Source organism: Rhodococcus koreensis (genome assembly GCF_017068375.1).
GTDB lineage: Bacteria > Actinomycetota > Actinomycetes > Mycobacteriales > Mycobacteriaceae > Rhodococcus_F > Rhodococcus_F koreensis.
This window is the reverse complement of record NZ_CP070609.1, coordinates 5,347,987-5,361,138: the sequence shown is the minus strand read 5'-3', so window position 1 is coordinate 5,361,138 and position 13,152 is coordinate 5,347,987. Positions and strand designations below refer to the sequence as shown.

12 protein-coding genes are annotated in these 13,152 nt (G+C 67.1%); 7 read left to right on the top strand and 5 right to left on the bottom strand.

Going from position 1 to position 13,152, the window contains the following annotated elements; all coding sequences use genetic code 11:
• Positions 1-172 precede the first annotated feature (172 nt).
• Positions 173-625, bottom strand: a complete 453-nt coding sequence (locus tag JWS14_RS24585) for an Lrp/AsnC family transcriptional regulator (protein ID WP_072939316.1) — start codon at positions 623-625, stop codon at positions 173-175.
• 134 nt (positions 626-759) lie between these two features.
• On the opposite strand from JWS14_RS24585, the gene JWS14_RS24580 reads away from it, so the two are divergent.
• Positions 760-1,380: a LysE family translocator gene (locus JWS14_RS24580; RefSeq protein ID WP_072939319.1), complete on the top strand. Its 621-nt coding sequence runs from the start codon at positions 760-762 to the stop codon at positions 1,378-1,380.
• Between the two features lie 10 nt (positions 1,381-1,390).
• On the opposite strand, the gene JWS14_RS24575 is transcribed toward JWS14_RS24580, so the two are convergent.
• Genes JWS14_RS24575 through JWS14_RS24565 form a run of 3 tightly spaced genes read right to left on the bottom strand, consistent with a single transcriptional unit; the run spans position 1,391 to position 4,849 of the window.
• Positions 1,391-2,389, bottom strand: a complete 999-nt coding sequence (locus JWS14_RS24575; protein WP_206014596.1) for an MBL fold metallo-hydrolase — start codon at positions 2,387-2,389, stop codon at positions 1,391-1,393.
• 5 nt (positions 2,390-2,394) lie between these two features.
• The gene (locus tag JWS14_RS24570) at positions 2,395-3,177 is read right to left on the bottom strand and encodes an enoyl-CoA hydratase/isomerase family protein (protein ID WP_206014595.1); all 783 of its coding nucleotides are present in this window, start codon (positions 3,175-3,177) and stop codon (positions 2,395-2,397) included.
• A 55-nt stretch (positions 3,178-3,232) separates the two neighbouring features.
• Positions 3,233-4,849: an AMP-binding protein gene (locus JWS14_RS24565; RefSeq protein ID WP_206014594.1), complete on the bottom strand. Its 1,617-nt coding sequence runs from the start codon at positions 4,847-4,849 to the stop codon at positions 3,233-3,235.
• Between the two features lie 167 nt (positions 4,850-5,016).
• On the opposite strand from JWS14_RS24565, the gene JWS14_RS24560 reads away from it, so the two are divergent.
• The 5 genes from JWS14_RS24560 (at position 5,017) to JWS14_RS24540 (ending at position 10,647) form a co-directional block, all read left to right on the top strand.
• The gene (locus JWS14_RS24560) at positions 5,017-5,871 is read left to right on the top strand and encodes a helix-turn-helix transcriptional regulator (protein WP_072939569.1); all 855 of its coding nucleotides are present in this window, start codon (positions 5,017-5,019) and stop codon (positions 5,869-5,871) included.
• A 185-nt stretch (positions 5,872-6,056) separates the two neighbouring features.
• Positions 6,057-7,415: an MFS transporter gene (locus JWS14_RS24555; RefSeq protein WP_206014592.1), complete on the top strand. Its 1,359-nt coding sequence runs from the start codon at positions 6,057-6,059 to the stop codon at positions 7,413-7,415.
• Between the two features lie 24 nt (positions 7,416-7,439).
• Positions 7,440-8,264 (top strand): amidohydrolase family protein, encoded by an 825-nt coding sequence (locus JWS14_RS24550; RefSeq protein ID WP_206014591.1) that lies wholly within the window; start codon positions 7,440-7,442, stop codon positions 8,262-8,264.
• Positions 8,265-8,291: 27 nt separating this feature from the next.
• Positions 8,292-9,272, top strand: coding sequence for an NAD(P)H-dependent flavin oxidoreductase (locus JWS14_RS24545; RefSeq protein ID WP_206014590.1), 981 nt, complete (start codon positions 8,292-8,294; stop codon positions 9,270-9,272).
• A gap of 310 nt (positions 9,273-9,582) precedes the next feature.
• Entirely contained in the window at positions 9,583-10,647 is a 1,065-nt protein-coding gene (locus JWS14_RS24540; RefSeq protein ID WP_072939329.1) for a LacI family DNA-binding transcriptional regulator, read from the top strand.
• A 1-nt stretch (position 10,648) separates the two neighbouring features.
• Here the strand turns inward: JWS14_RS24540 and JWS14_RS24535 are convergent, their stop codons facing one another.
• Positions 10,649-11,542, bottom strand: coding sequence for a LysR family transcriptional regulator (locus JWS14_RS24535; protein ID WP_072939332.1), 894 nt, complete (start codon positions 11,540-11,542; stop codon positions 10,649-10,651).
• Between the two features lie 110 nt (positions 11,543-11,652).
• Here JWS14_RS24535 and JWS14_RS24530 point away from each other — a divergent pair, with 110 nt between their 5' ends.
• Complete coding sequence (locus JWS14_RS24530) at positions 11,653-13,143, top strand: CoA-acylating methylmalonate-semialdehyde dehydrogenase (protein ID WP_206014589.1); 1,491 nt, start codon at positions 11,653-11,655, stop codon at positions 13,141-13,143.
• The last annotated feature ends 9 nt before the right edge of the window (positions 13,144-13,152 follow it).

Genomic DNA, 13,152 nt, shown 5'->3' with positions numbered 1-13,152 from the left:
TCGGCCGATTCCGCGTTCGCCGAACACCGCCGCGCGGGTTCTCGCGAGGCGCGTCGGCGGGGACGGTGTAGCGCTACACCACTTACGCTCGAGGAGGTCGTGCCGAGCGTCAGATTTCGCCTGCCGGCCGTGAGCAGTCCAGCCCCCGCGCCCCACTGAACTCTCCCGGCCCTCACAGGGGCAGGGGCCGGTTGTCGGCCACGCTCTTCATGACGAGGGTGGAGCTGAGGCGCTGGACGCCGGGGAGGGTGGCGAGGCTTTCGTCGTAGAGCGCCTGGAAGCCTGGGAGGTCGCGGGTGATGACCCGCAGAAGGTAGTCGGGGTCGCCGAACAGCCGTTGAGCCTGCAGGACATGGGGAATGGCAGCTACGGCCTGTTCGAATGCCTCGATGGTGTCGCGGTCGGCAGCGCGCATGGTGACGAAGACGAGCGCCTCGAATGTGAGTCCCAGCGCGTGGGCGTCGAGCTGCGCGCGGTAACCAGTGATCGCGCCGGAGCTCTCCAGTGCGCGCAGCCTCCGGTGGCAGGGCGAGATGCTGAGGCGGACCCGGTCGGCGAGTTCGGTGAGGGTGAGTCGACCATCTTGCTGGAGTTCAGCAAGGATTTTCCTGTCAACGCTGTCCATCCGGAAGATTCTTCCCCAAATGTGGGGTGTTCAGGGAATCTTTGGCAACACTTTCTCCTCCATTATTTCTAGTCTTTCTTATCGGAACCGCTGGGCGTTCTGGTGTTCCGCGAGAGTGAAGGACTAGGGAGATTATGGCGATCGGTACCGTTGCCGCGTTCTGGGCGGTTTCTTTTCTGTTCGTGCTGACGCCTGGCGCGGATTGGGCGTACGCGATCGCGGCGGGGTTGCGGCATCGCACCGTGGTGCCGGCGATCGGCGGTCTGTTGTCGGGGCACCTGGTGATGACCGCGGTGGTGGCGGCCGGCGTCGCCGCGCTGGTTTCCCGCTCGCCCTTGGTGCTGACCGCGTTGACCGGGGTCGGGGCGGCGTACTTGGTGTGGCTGGGGATCACGACGCTCGCAAAACCTTCGGCGCCGCCGCAGGCCGGTCCCGAGCAGGCACCCGAATCGTGGGTACGGCAGGCCGTCAAGGGCCTGGGGATCAGCGGGCTGAACCCGAAGGTGTTCCTGCTGTTCCTGGCTCTGCTGCCGCAGTTCACCGACGCGGGCGCGCGGTGGCCGCTCGCGCTGCAGATTGTGCTGCTCGGTTTGGTACACACGGCCAGCTGCGCCGTGATCTACACCGGGGTGGGGGCAGGTGCGCGGGTGGTGCTGCGCACCCGCCCCGCCGCAGCGCGGGTGGTGACCTGGGTGTCCGGGGCTGCGATGATCGGAATCGGGGCCGTGCTGCTGGTCGAGCGGGTGGTCGGATAGGGCTCGTTCTTCACGGCCGCGCTGGACCTGTGGGTGCCGGGGACTGCCATTCCCGGGGGAAGGACACCGGCAGCGTTTCCGGCGTGACCGGGGTGTGCTCGGCCGCCGCATGCAGTCGCGTGTTCCGAACAACCACGGCACCACCGCGCACCATCGTCTCGACCAGTTCGGCGGCAAGCGCCTCGGGGGTGAGGCGCAGCAGCCGGGCTGCGTCGACGAGCCAAGCACGGGCATGCAGGTAGGGCTCGACCTCGTCGGCGGAGATTCCGTCACGAATCATCAATGCGAAGGCGAAGATTCGCCGAATTCCGTACCATACTGCGCCGTCCGGGTCGTCGACGAGGCGTCGCGCCCGGCGCCGTGCACTGGCCAACGCCGCGCCGGGGTCGGCGGGAATCGGTCCGTGCCCGGGCAGCAGCACCCGCGGCTGCAGGTCGGTCAGCCGGTGGAGCGACTGCAGGGCCGCGTGTGCCGCGTCGGGGCCGTCGAGGGCACTGTTGACCCAGCCGACGTCGTAGTCCGACAACGCATCTCCCACAACCAGTAGCCGTTCCTCAGGCTGCCACAACGCCAAGTGGCCCGGGGTGTGGCCGGGGGTGCGGACCACCTCCAAGTCGGCGTCACCGAGCCGGAGCACGTGCCCGTCGTCGACCGGCTCGTCGACGGTGTAGGGAGCGACCGGCTGGTCGAGGTACTCCGCGAGACAGCAGCCCGGGTCGCGACGCGCGACGGCGTCGGCGTCCGGGGCGCTGGCCGCAATGCCGGCGCCCCTCGCCTGGAGCAGCGCATTGCCTCCGACATGGTCGGCGTGCCAGTGCGTGTTCACGACTCGGGTGAGGTTGTTGCTGTGTGCCCGCACCCAGTCGGCTGTCTGCTGCGCGTGTCCGACGAAGCCGCTGTCGACGAGCGCCGCTTCCCGCCCGTCGATCAGCAGTAGGTTGGCATCGGGGAAAGGCCGCTGCTGCCAGATCACCCAGTCGGGCAACCGTTCTGCGCCATTGGTGTCCACTCCGGTCACCAGTCGGCGGGGCGGCCCTTGAGCTGTTCCCAGTACCGGCGGTGGGCACGCCGGGACGGCTCGCTCGTCATGCCGGCGGCCAGTTCCTTCCGGTCCAGTGGGTCGGACAAGTCCGCGATGTCACGCAGGGTCGGGGCCTGCAGGGCTTGCTTGGTATAGGCGTAGTTGTCGATGCAGTCTTCGGGGGTCAACTCGGCGAGGGCGACGGCCCGGTCGAGCAGTTCCTCGGCCGGCACCACCTCGTGCAGAATCCCCATTTCGTGTGCCTCGTGCACGGAGAAGATCTCCCCCTGCAGGCAGGTCCGGGATGCCACCGGCTGCCCCCATGCGTACGCCAGCATCCGCAGATATACCGCCGGCATCGGGATCCCGATGTTGACCTCGTTGATTCCGAACCGGGCCTCGCCGGCGGCGGCGACCGTGCGATCGCACACGGCGGCGGTGATGAGACCTCCGGCGAAGGCGTGCCCGTTCACCGCGGCCACCGTCGGTCTCGGGTAGGTGAACAACCGGATATTGGTTGCCCGATAGTCCTGGAACCAGGATGCGACTGCTGCCTCGTCGCCGGCGAAGAGCCGGAAGTGCTCGGCCAGGTCCAGGCCGGCGGAGAATCGGGTGCCGGTGCCGGTCAGCACCACCGGCGACTGTGAGTGGTCGCGTTCGAGTCGATCGAAGGCGTCGTGCAGGTCGGCGAAGTAGGCGCGGTTCTGCGCGTTGACCGGGTTGGTGTTCATCGTGACGACGGCGACGCGACCGCGTCGTTCGATTGTCCAGCTCATCATGCCCTCCGTTTGGCTTGTCGTGAATGTTGTTCGAGTATGGGCGTGTTCGGGTCTACAACCCGAGGACCTGGAGAGCTTGTTCGCGCAGTTCGACCTTGCGGACCTTCCCGCTGACGGTCATGGGGAACTCGTCGACGCAGTGCACGTAGCGCGGGATCTTGTAGTGCGTGAGTCGGCCCGTGCAGAACTCCCGGAGGTTGTCGGCGTCGATCTTCTCGGCGCCCTCGCGTAGCCGCAGCCAGACCATCAGCTCTTCCCCGAACTTGTCGTCGGGAACTCCGATCACCTGGGCGTCGAGGATGTCGGGATGGGTGTAGAGGAACTCCTCGATCTCCCGGGGGTAGATGTTCTCCCCGCCGCGGATCACCATGTCCTTGATGCGCCCGGTGATGGCGACGAACCCGTCCTCGTCCATGACCGCGAGGTCGCCGCTGTGGATCCAGCCGTCGGTGTCGACCGCCTTGGCGGTCTTGTCAGGTTCGTTCCAGTACCCCAGCATCACCGAGTAACCGCGGACACACAATTCACCGGACCGTCCTCGTGGCACGGCCTCGCCGGTCTCAGGATCGACGACCTTGACCTCTACGTGGGGGTGGGCGCGGCCGACAGTGGACACCCGACGGTCCAGGGAGTCGTCCACCCAGGTCTGGGTGGAGGCCGGGGATGTCTCGGTCATGCCATACGCGATCGCCACTTCCGGTGCCCACGCCGTGACCTGCTTCATGATCTCCACCGGGCACGGTGAGCCTGCCATGGCTCCGGTGCGTATCGACGAGAGGTCGTATGAGCTGAAGTCGGGGACGTCGAGCATGCTGATGAACATCGTCGGCACTCCGTATACCGAGGTGCATTGCTCCTGCGCACACGCCGTCAGCGTGGCGACGGGATCGAACGACGGTGACGGAATGACGACACACGCGCCGTGCGTGCTGGCCCCGAGGTTGCCCATGACCATGCCGAAGCAGTGGTAGAACGGCACCGGCACGCAGATCCGGTCGAGTTCGGTGTAGCCGAGCAGCTCGCCGACGAAGAACCCGTTGTTGAGGATGTTGCGGTGCGAGAGGGTGACACCCTTCGGCGACCCGGTGGTTCCCGACGTGTACTGGATGTTGATCGGATCGTCCGGTGACAGGACGGCCTGCACCTCGGTGAGCCGTTCGGACGAGGCCTGATCTCCGCGGATCAACAGTGACGCCCACTCGTCGCTGCCGAAAATTACCACCCGATCGAGCCCCGGGCACCGGGGCGAAACCTCTGCGACCATCGCCTCGTAGTCGGAGGTCTTGAACGACTGGACCGCGAACATCAGCCGGATCCCCGCCTGGGTGAGGACGTATTCGAGTTCGTGGGAGCGGTATGCGGGATTGAGGTTCACCAGGATGGCACCCACCTTCGCCGCCGCGAACTGCACCAGCACCCATTCAGGGCAGTTCGGGGCCCAGATCGCAACCCTGTCCCCGGGGACGATCCCCTCCTCGAGCAGGGCAGAAGCCAGCGCATCGACGTCGGCGCGGAGACCGGCGTACGTCCACCGCCGGCCCGTGGGAACGTCGACCAAAGCCTCGCGCTCGGGAAATCTCGAGGCGGTCCGGTCGAAGTTGTCGCCGATCGTCATCTCGAGCAGCGGCCGCTCGGTCGGACCGACGGTATGACTCAGCCTGATGTCCATGTGTGTTCCTCCGTTCTGGGAGGTATGTGACCCGTGAAACGAACGGAGCGGGACCCCCGAAGGTAGGTCGGGGATGTCGTACCCACCTTCGTGGGTACGACGTTGCCACGGTGTGACGGCACTCACTAGCCTCGGGATCAGATGTTTAGTTGGAGGCCGACGTGACCATGTCATTCGAAACCGATACGCCGATCGAACGGCGCATCCTCGCGCGCTCGCTGGAGACTCTCCGAAAGCACGCCGGAATGGACATGGTGTTCGGTGGGCCGGTGCATCACGGGGCAGCGGCGATGGAGATCACCGACCTGACCGGGGTCCGCACCCGCTCGGCGGTGAACCTGGTCGTCCGCAACGGTGAGGGACTCGGCGGCAAGGCGCTGATGCTCGCCCGCCCGGTGTCGGTGGCCGACTACATCTCGTCGCAAGGCATCACCCACGTCTACGACCACGCCGTGCGACCGGAAGCGATCGAGACCCTGGCCGCGCTTCCGATCATCGTCGACCGCACGCCCCGGATCCTGATCTACCTGGCGGCCCGCACCCATGTGCGCCTGGGCGACCGCTGGTTCGACAGCTTCACCCCGCTGGTCCGGCGGCTCGAACGCGACATCGCGGTCGAGGACGAAGTGCGGCGACGGCTGAGCCTCATGCGCACCACTGCCGAGGCCGACCGGGCGACGCTCAGTCGCGCCGACCTGTACGACATCGCTCAGGAACTGACGAACCTGGCCGACCAGATCGAGGACGAGACCCTGCGCGCCAAAGTGGAGGCCGTGGGGAACCGGTTTGCGCCCGTGCTGGGGTCTGCCAGATCGCAGGAACCCCCCACCCTGCTCCGGCCCCGCGAGGTCGACGTGCTCGAACATGTCGCACGCGGTCTGAGCAACCGTGAGGTCGCCGAGGCCCTCGGTCTGCTGCCCAACACCGTCAAGTCCTACCTCAAGAGCGCCATGCGCAAACTGCACGCGACCAACCGCGTCCAAGCAATCCTCGCCGCCCGCGAGCGCGGACTCCTCCGCTGACGCCGGCGCGCCACAGGCACGAAGCGCGGCCCCTGCACGTCCGTCGTGTACCCACGAAAGTAGCTGCCCGGGAGGGCAACCCACTTTGGGGGGTGTAGGACCCGATGTAACGGCGCTCACACTGCTCGTCGTACCTCAGCTCCTCCGCCAGCGGGCGGATGGGCCCACCGAGCAGGAGATCTCAGATGTCCCGAACCGTCGACCCGGTAACGAGCCCACCGACCACCCCGATGCGCCGCGTCGCCATTGCCAGTTGCACCGGCACCACCATCGAGTTCTACGACTTCTTCATCTACGGCACCGCGGCAGCACTGGTCTTCCCGAAGGTCTTCTTCCCCGCCCTCGGCACCGCCGCCGGCACCGTCGCCTCCTTCGCCACGTTCGCCGTCGCGTTCGTCGCCCGGCCACTCGGCGCCGCGATCTTCGGCCACTTCGGTGACCGGATCGGCCGCAAGAAGACTCTGGTCAGCACACTGCTGCTGATGGGGATCAGCACCGTCCTCATCGGACTGCTCCCCGGTGCCGCCACCATCGGTGTGGCCGCACCGATCGCGCTGATTGCGCTGCGGATTGCGCAGGGCCTCGCCGTCGGCGGTGAATGGGCCGGGGCAACCCTGCTGGCCACCGAATACGCCCCCACCGGCAAACGGGGCCTGTACGCGGTATTCCCGCAGCTGGGACCGTCACTGGCCTTCGCTCTGTCCAACGGCACCTTCCTGGCGGTCAACGTCTTCGTCGGCGAAACCTCGCAGGCGTTCCTCGACTACGGCTGGCGGATCCCCTTTATCGCCAGCGCACTCCTCGTGCTCATCGGCCTTTATGTCCGGTTGAAGGTGGAGGAGACACCGATGTTCGCCCGTCAGGCCACCCAGAGTCGCCACACCGGCGCGGGCCCGCTCCTCGGGGTCTTCAAGAACCAGCCCCGTGAGCTGCTCGTTGCCGCCGGATCCCTGGCGATGATGTTCGCGTTCTTCTACATCGGCACCGCATACCTCACCTCGTACGGCACCGCCACCCTCGGCCTGAGCCGCACCACAGTTCTGTCCCTCGGACTCCTGGCCGCCGCCGTCTTCTGCGCGGCAATCATCCTGTCCGCCATCTACTCCGACCGAATCGGCCGCCGCAAGTTGGTGCTCGCCTCCTGCATCGTGGCCATCCCCGGAGGATTGGTGCTCTTCCCCCTCCTCGACACCGGCTCCCCGCTCGCGTTCCTCGCCGGCCTGGCCCTCGCCCTGGTCATCATGGGCGTCTCCTACGGTCCCGCGGGGGCACTGCTCCCGGAGATGTTCCACACCGAATACCGCTACACCGGCGCCGGTATGGCGTACGCGATCGCCGGCGTCATCGGCGGCGGCACCGCACCCATGCTCGCCGCGGAACTGACCTCTCGATACGGCAGCACCGCCGTCGGGTGGATGCTCGCCGGGTTCGGCCTCCTCAGCTTCGCCTGTGCCCTCGCCCTGCCCGAAACCCGGCGCCGCGACATGGAGGACACCGGAACCGGCAACAGTCGGGCGGCTCGCCCTATTCCCGAAACCACCTGAGAGGGAATCACTTCGAGAGGCAACATGTTGACCAACACAATCGACACTTGGATGCAGCACCCGACCCAGCGATGGCTCGACATGCCGTTCCTGGACTCCCTGCGCCACTGGTCGAAGGGAACCATCCCCGAAACCGAACCGCCGGTGTCGTGGACGATCGACCGGATGGACGAGGCCGGCGTCGAACTGGGCCTGCTCAGCGCCTGGCACGCCCCCGCGGGACCGCTGATCAGCAACGACGAGGTCGGGGACATCGTCAAACGCCACCCGGACCGCTTCCCGATGGTCGCCTCCGTCAACCTCCACCAGCCGATGGAGGCGGTACGAGAACTGCGCCGATGCGTCGAGGAGTACGGCGCCTGCGCCCTGCGGGTCCTGCCGTGGCTGTGGGACCTGCCTCCGGACGACCGCCGGTACTACCCGCTGTACGCGGCGTGCTGCGACCTCGACATCGCCTTCTGCACGCAGATCGGGCACACCGGCCCGCTGTGCCCCTCCGAACCCGGCCGCCCGATCCCGTACCTCGACCACGTGGCCCTCGAGTTCCCCGAACTACGGATCATCGCCGGCCACATCGGAGTTCCGTGGACGGGTGAAGCCATTTCGCTGGCCACGAAGTACCCGAACGTCTACATCGACACCTCCGCGTACAAGACCTCCCGCTACCCGGCGGAGATCGTCGACTACCTCCGCGGGCACGGCCGGAACAAGGTGCTGTTCGGCTCCAACCACCCGGCCTGGCCGGCCCCCGACTGCCTGTCCGGGTTGGACAAGCTCGAGCTCGATGAAAAGACGCGTGCAGCGTTTCTGCGCGAGAACGCAATCCGCGCATTTGACCTCCCGTCCTGACCACCAAACCCACACCGAGGAACCACTTTGTTCACCAACACCTTCACCGAGACCTTCGGGATCGAACACCCCATCGTGTGCGGCGGCATGACCGCCGTCGGCACCGCAGACCTGATCGGCGCTGTCGCCAACGCCGGGGCGCTCGGATTCCTCACCGCCCTGACCCAACCGACCCCTGAGGCGCTGGTCAAGGAGATCGCCCGCTGCCGCGACCTCACCGACAAGCCGTTCGGCGTCAACCTCACCATCCTGCCGACCATCCAGCCGGTGCCCTACGACGAATACCGCGACGCCATCGTCGACAGCGGCATCACCATCGTCGAAACCGCCGGGGGCAACCCGACCCCACACCTGCCCACCTTCAAAGCCGCGGGTGTCAAGGTGATCCACAAGGCTGTCTCGGTGAGGCACGCCGTCAAGGCCGAGCAACTCGGCGTCGACGCGATCAGCATCGACGGCTTCGAGTGCGCCGGGCACCCCGGTGAGGACGACGTTCCCGGGCTCGTGCTGATCCCCGCTGCGGCCCGGGCACTGACCATCCCGATCATCGCGAGCGGCGGAATCGCCACCGGCGCCGGACTCGTCGCCGCCCTCGCGCTCGGCGCCTCCGCCGTCAACATGGGCACCCGGTTCATGGCGACCACCGAGGCCCCGATTCACGACAACGTCAAGCAGCAGATTGTTCAGAACACCGAACGCGACACCCGAATTGTGTTCCGCGAGTTCCACAACTCCGCACGCGTTGCCCGCAACTCGGTCTCCGAAGAGATCCTCGACCTGTCCCGGCGCCCAGGTGCCGGCTTCGGCGACATCGCCCATCTCGCCAGCGGTGTCCGCGGCCGCGAGCAGGTGTACGGCAACGGTGACGTCGAAGGCGGGCTCTGGTGGGCAAGCCAGGCCCAGGGCCTGATTCACGATATCGGCAGCTGCGAGGAGGTAGTCGACTCGATCCTCACAGACGCACAACACATCATCGCCCGAACATTGCGCGACCAACTGGCCGGCTGAACAGGTCTTCTCACGCGACACCTGACCAGGCAGCGCGGCGGTGATCCAGTCCGGTCGACATGGGTACCGACCGCGTTGTCCGGGTTTCGCGGATGAGCCCGCAGCGCGCCGGCCACATATGTGGTCACTTCGCGAACAGATCCGTCACCCGGACGCGGTGATGGGCTCACCAGCGCCGCGGAGCGTTGTCTCATCCAGGGCACGACGACGTGACCTCGTCGTCACCAGGGCGAGCTGACACCCCGAAGACGCGCGCGGTCCGGCCGATAAGCTGGGCCGGGTAACCGCGTGACGGAGAGGATCGGCATTCGTGACCACGATGCACGACGTTGCCCGGGCGGCAGGCGTGTCCCAGGCCGCGGTCTCGTATGCGTACAACCAGCCCCACAAGCTGTCCGCGGCGCGGCGCGCCCACATCTTCCAGGTGGCCGCGGAACTCGGCTACGCCGGCCCTAACCCCGCGGGCCGCAACCTCCGGACCGGGCAGGTCGGTGCGCTGGGGCTGATGATCACCGACTCGTTGCGCTACGCCTTCGACGATCCCGCCACCTCACAGCTGCTGAAGGGCATCTCGGAGGTCGGTGAACTCGCCGAGGTCGCGCTGACGCTGCTGCCCTGCCCCCTCGAGTCCACCCGGGTAGCGGAGGGCTCCGGGGTGCTCGTGCGCGGCGCGGTGGACGGCTTCCTCGCGTACGCGATGCCGGAGGGCCACCCCGGAATGCAGACGGCGATGAGCCGCCGGCTGCCGATCGTCGTGATCGACGGTCCGAATCCTGGCGGGCTGCCCCGGGTCGGAATCCAGGATCGGCAGGCCGCCAAGGAAATCGCGGAGCACGTGCTCTCCCTCGGGCACCGCCGTGTCGGGTTTCTCGTCGACCGCCTCGTGCCCGACGGCAAGGGCGGGCGTGTCGACGCCGCCCGCACCCGGGCAGCCCGCGACCACGTGATGAAGGAACGACTCGCCGGCTACGCGTCCGCCTGCCGGAAACACAGGGTGCCGTGGTCGTCTGCCGTGGTCGTCGAAGCAGGCGGGTTCGACTACGAGTTGTCCCGCACCGCCGTCGAGACGCTGCTCGACGCCGGACCCGTGACCGCGGTCGTCGCAGCGTCCGACCTGCTGGCCCTTGCCGCGATCGACGTCGCCCAGGCACGCGGCCTCCGGGTGCCCGAGGATCTGTCGGTGGTCGGTTTCGACGACATTCCCGCGGCCCGCACCGCGGGACTCACGACGGTTCGGCAACCCCTCGTCGACAAGGGCCGCGAGGCCGCCCAACTGCTGCTCGACATCATCGGCGGCGGCGCGGGTCGGGAAATCACGCTGCCCACCGAACTCGTCGTCCGCGAGAGCGCCGGCCCCCCGCCCACCGATCAATGAGTTAACCTGTTGCGCCGCGTAGTTCGGGATTGTCGTCGACGATGGAGTAGAGTGCCTCGGTGATCGCCTTGACCCGGGCCAGGCGGGTCAGTTCCCGCGGCACGACCAGCCAGTAGGTGCGGTGGGCGATGAAGTCGTCGGTGAGGATCGGCACGAGGTCCTCGTCGAGCGCCCCGATGTAACTCGGCAGTGGCGCGATCCCGACGCCGTGCTTCACCGCCTGGTAGTGGCCGGCGATGTTGTTGGTCTGGATCTGCGCTTGGAAATCCGGGATCAGCGCGTCGAGGATGCGCAGCGGTTCGACGTCGAGGAACGCGTCCACGTACCAGATCAGCGTGTGATGGCGTAAATCCTCGAGGGCCGTGATGGGGTCGTGCTCGCTCAGGTAGTGCCGTGACGCGTACAGGCGGAGGTCGTACTCCGCCAGTTTGCGGACCACGACGGACCGCGGCGACGGTCGTTCGAGGGTGACGGCGATGTCGAAGTCGCGCCCGGTCAGTAGGTCGTGGGTGGTCGACGTGACGAGTTCGGTGAACAGATCGGGGTGCTCGGACCGCACCGCCGCGAGACCCGGCACCAGCACGAACGACCCGAAACCGTCGGGCGTGATGATCCGGACGGTGCCGGTCAGCCCGCCCCGCGACGACGTCTCGTCGAGTGCGGCGAGGACCGCGGTCTCCACCGCCTCGGCGTGGGGAACCAGCCGCCTGCCCGCTTCGGTGAGCTGCCATCCCGACACCCCGCGGTCGAAAAGCCTGGTGCCCGTGTCCTTCTCGAGTCGGGTGATTTTCCGCGAGACGGTCGTGTGATCGACACCGAGTCGCTTCGCCGCGTCGGCGAGGCGGCCGGTTCTCGACAACTCCAGGAGGTAACGCATGTTGTCTGCGGTAAACATCACCCTCACCCTCGTGCAAATCTGCAGTCCGAAGTGCCATTTTACTCGTTGACGCAGGCATTGTTGCCCAGCAGACTCGTGGTCACCCCACCTTTCCAGGAGTACATCCCATGGCCGTCATCTCCCATTGGTTCGACAACAAGACCTTCCCCGGCACCAGCGGTAACACCGCCCCCGTCACCAACCCGGCCACCGGCGCCGTCACCGGACAGGTCGCCCTCGCCAGCGTCGAAGACGCCCGCGCCGTCATCGACGCCGCAGCCGCCGCCTTCCCCGCCTGGCGCGACACCTCCCTCGCCAAGCGCACCCAGATCATCTTCACATTCCGCGAACTACTCAACCAGCGCAAGGGCGAACTCGCCGAAATCATCACCTCCGAACACGGCAAGGTCGTCTCCGACGCCCTCGGCGAAGTCTCCCGCGGCCAGGAAGTCGTCGAATTCGCCTGCGGCATCGCCCACCTGCTCAAAGGCGGCATGACCGAAAACGCCTCCACCAACGTCGACGTCTCCTCCCTCCGCCAACCCGTCGGCCCCGTCGGCATCATCTCCCCCTTCAACTTCCCCGCCATGGTCCCGATGTGGTTCTTCCCCATCGCCATCGCCGCCGGTAACACGGTGGTGTTGAAGCCGTCCGAGAAGGACCCCACCGCCGCCATCTGGATGGCCGAACTCTGGGCCGAAGCCGGCCTGCCCGCCGGGGTCTTCAACGTGCTGCAGGGCGACAAGACCTCCGTCGACGAACTCCTCACCAACCCCGCAATCAAGGCCATCAGCTTCGTCGGCTCCACCCCCATCGCCCAGTACGTGTACGCCACCGGCACCGCCCACGGCAAACGCGTCCAAGCCTTGGGTGGCGCGAAGAACCACGCCATCGTCCTCCCGGACGCCGACCTCGACCTCGCCGCCGACGCCATGGTCAACGCCGGCTTCGGATCCGCCGGCGAACGGTGCATGGCCATCTCCGCCCTCGTCGCCGTCGGCGACATCGCCGACGAACTGGTCGCGAAAATCACCGAACGCACCGACACGTTGAAGATCGGTGACGGCACCCGCGATTCCGACATGGGTCCGCTGGTGACGAAGGTGCACCGCGACAAGGTCGCCTCCTACATCGACGCCGGCGAAAACGACGGCGCCACCATCGTCGTCGACGGCCGGCAGGTGCAGGCCGACGGCGGTGCCGATGGGTTCTGGCTCGGCCCCACCCTCATCGACCACGTCACCACCGACATGTCCGTCTACACCGACGAGATCTTCGGACCCATCCTCTCCGTCATCCGCGTCGAGACCTACGACGAAGCCCTCGAACTCGTGAACTCCAGCCCGTTCGGCAACGGCACCGCCATCTTCACCAACGACGGCGGCGCCGCCCGCCGGTTCCAGAACGAGGTCGAGGTCGGCATGGTCGGCATCAACGTCCCCATCCCCGTCCCGATGGCCTACTACAGCTTCGGTGGCTGGAAGAACTCCCTGTTCGGCGACACCCACGCCCACGGCGCCGAAGGCGTCCACTTCTTCACCCGCGGCAAGGTCGTCACCACCCGCTGGCTCGACCCCAGCCACGGCGGCCTCAACCTCGGATTCCCCCAGAACGCATAAGGAACCTCT